Source organism: Bartonella sp. AC535YNZD (assembly GCF_042196625.1).
Classification (GTDB): domain Bacteria; phylum Pseudomonadota; class Alphaproteobacteria; order Rhizobiales; family Rhizobiaceae; genus Bartonella.
On sequence record NZ_JBHIQP010000037.1, the window covers coordinates 1 to 3,268 of the forward strand.

Sequence of the window (3,268 nt, forward strand, 5' to 3'; positions counted from 1 at the left end):
AGGCGTTGCTGTCATGTACAGACGTTTTTTGCCCCGAATGATGCTGTTATCGTGAACCTTGATAAATTCAGATTCATTGTCTTCACTTCCCAATGAAGCCCCAGTTGTTCTATGCGCTTCATCACAGATGATCAGATCAAATTCGGGTAAACCATGCTCTTTTTGTGCATCCGAAATCACTTGGATTGAATGGTAAGTTGAAAAGACCACCGTCATTGCGTCTACTAGGTTTCCACGCGCTTCTTTGGCAAGGGCTTGGGCATCCGTGGTAGCAGGGAGAACAAGATCTGATGTTTCCATGCCAACAATATCATCTTGGTTTTTACGACGCTTGCCTACTTTCGTATCCGAACACACCGCAAAGGAACGCAACGGGATTTGTGCATCGGCTGTCCATTCACGGATTGTTTGCGAGACTAAAGCAAGAGAAGGAACCAGAAACAACACACGCTTGCCTTTTCCTGCTATCTGTTCTGCTATCTTCAAACTGGTGAAAGTTTTGCCCGTTCCACATGCCATAATGAGCTTGCCACGGTCTGCTTCTTTTAAACCTTCACAGACTTTCTTGATGGCTTCCTCTTGATGGGGACGAGGCTCTTTTGTTGACTTAAGAACCACTTCTTTTTTTGTTGCAAATATTTGCCAATCTATCCGACTGTTTTCCATATGACGAAGGTCAATACGATAAACTGGTATCGCTTGTCCTTTAATCATGGCATTCACATTGTCACTTAATTCCATTTGCGTGCTGTCAACGAGAAGACGATATTTAAAGATGTCTTTTCCAGATGCCGCGATAAAGCTATCAATATCCTTTTTACTGATCTGATGGTCTGCTTTATAACACTTACATTGAATAGCGATATAACCCTCTTGATTGCGAAGCTTAGCGACCAGATCAATGCCGATATCATTTTTATTCCAACCTTCATGCTCTTGCGCCCATTCATAATAGGTTTCTACCTTTTCGTAGCGTCCATAATGGAGAGGGTCTTTCGTCAAATAAGCTATGACAAGGTTTTCAAACAATGTTCCTAATTCACGGAGTGATTTAGCTTGTTGACGATAATATTCCAACAGAGAGCGTAAAGTGACGTGTTCATTATCAGAATGATGAGAGCGAAGCATAAAGAATAAACTCCATAACTATCTACGATACAGATTAATTTTCTTCAAAAGAATCGAAATGAAGCTTATTAAATCCATTTTGAGTAAATGGTGAAAAAAATGTAGAAAAATGCGAAAAAAGCCGCTCTTTTTTTCAAAAAGGGTTTTTAAAGGTTGTTTATCCACAGCCCATGACATGAGATAAGATCAGCAAAGTAGTGAAATCTGCTATTCATTTCACGGGTTAATCAAGATAAATGTACTATGGGCTTTAAAATATCAGAATGAGTATTTTGATAGGTTTTATTACGAATTTTGCTTATAGGTTTTGAAGGTGTAAAAACCGTCAAAACCCCTTCAAAACGTATATTATTAGTTGAATTTATAGGTTGTGTTATCAATATGAGTTGTTTTTTTAAGATCTGTAAAATCTTAACTTATTGAAATATAACGTTTTTAATTTTTATCATTTTTTTATCTAAAAGGGGCAACCGTCAAAACTCAAAACCCCTTCAAAACCTATAGAGGTTGTGTTTTGGATATCTTTAGACACAAGATTTAAAAGAACCTCTTTATGTCTCTTCTTTTAAAAATTATAAAACAAAAACCCTCAAAGATACTTCGTAAATCCTTTGTTGGTACGATAAGATCTTTGAAGGTTTTAAGGATAACAAAAGATTACAATGACTTCATTGTTTGATGCTGTTGTTTTTAACGAAAGGATGCCATTCATAGCGTATGGTAGGGTGACCGCCTTGTGAGCTCTTGTCTCCAGAGATTTCACGTATATAGTTACAACAGCATAAAAGCTCTAAAGCTTGCTTAACGGCTTCATTATCTTTGAAACATTTCCAATCACGTTTATAAATATCCCTTGTTGTAAAAACATCGGGTAAACAATCACAACGTTCGACAATTAATTTTGCCCCCTCTGTTGCTAAGCTATCCGCCGCCGCATAAAGCCTTTTGACATGACTTAACAAATATTTTTCCCATCGCAAGGCTGTTTGAAGAGCATCTTTATTGATTTCAAAACGCCCCCCCTCAATCAGTTCAAAAATCAACGCAAGGGTTGGTATGGTTTGATTCATTTTCAAAAGATGTGCTTTTAAACTTGATGAGAAATGACCATTCTTTATTCTTTTCTGAAAATCTTCCCACCATTCACGAAACATTTCTTAGGCTTCGGCAGAAAAGCGTATGGTTATCGGATATTTTGGTGATCCAAACAGTTTATCATAAAGAGAACGAAAAACCCCTTGATAACTTTCCCATGCCTTTTGATTGGGAGGTCTATCAACCCATAACTGCTCTTGTCGTTCATCGGGAAAGATCAGCATTTGAAACCGTTGCATAAGACCATCATCGTTTATTCCACGGTGCATGTCTTGAATAATGGGAATAATACGTGCAGGTTGAATACCCCCTATAATAGAGACAGCAGCCAAAGCACAGAGAGCAGAGATAGCAATAAAATCCATAGGGGCTTGTTGGCTATCCGCAACGTCATAAACATAGTTCATTAATGGCGTTGGCAACTGTAATAAGCTAAAAGGCTCGACGGGTAAGAGAGTATATTCAAGTGGTTTTAATTCCCCCCAACCATTTTGTTGCAATGCTTGCTTATAAGGAATGGCTTCTAAACAAGTCTTATCATTTAAAGAGCCATTATCGTTATCATTTAAAGGAGTATTATTCTCTAAAATATTTTTATTATTTTGTATCATGTTATTTACCTTAGAAAATAGAGGAGATCGTTAAAATATGCATTATGCGGGGTTTGCCTCATAAGGACCTCAAAGGCTTGGCTATAAGCACGCGTAGCAAAGGTAAAATCAGCTAAAGTCTTTTTTGATTGGTTGGCTTCCATATTTATATCACGATATGGGCTGGGATCGTTGGGGTAGTGGAAGTCTTTCTGATAGAGAGTTTGGGTTTGAAGGTCCCCGAGACTTTCTGTTTGATTGGCAACTTTGGAATAACAAAGAAGAAACCTATGGCACCGCAATTTCAAGCGATAGAACAGTCTATAAGGCATTTACTTGGAAATATATTGACGAAAGAAACTCTGTAGAACAGTATCGATGGAATGGTTCTCGGCGGAAGGCAGGAGGGGGCTGGTCAATAAACGAAAATTGGTCACACATGATAGAAAAGACTG

The 3,268-nt window shown here is 38.1% G+C and carries 2 protein-coding genes and 1 pseudogene; 1 reads left to right on the forward strand and 2 read right to left on the reverse strand.

From position 1 onward, the window contains the following. Nucleotides 1-1,128 (reverse strand): DEAD/DEAH box helicase family protein (locus tag ACFIM8_RS08880; RefSeq protein WP_375614808.1); only part of this gene is annotated, 1,128 nt, incomplete at its 3' end. 668 nt (nt 1,129-1,796) lie between these two features. Further along, a pseudogene (locus tag ACFIM8_RS08885) lies at nt 1,797-2,834 on the reverse strand (DUF3987 domain-containing protein). 157 nt (nt 2,835-2,991) lie between these two features. Here ACFIM8_RS08885 and ACFIM8_RS08890 point away from each other — a divergent pair. After that, nucleotides 2,992-3,268, forward strand: a 277-nt coding sequence (locus tag ACFIM8_RS08890) for a hypothetical protein (RefSeq protein WP_375614809.1), incomplete at its 3' end; no start/stop codon positions are given.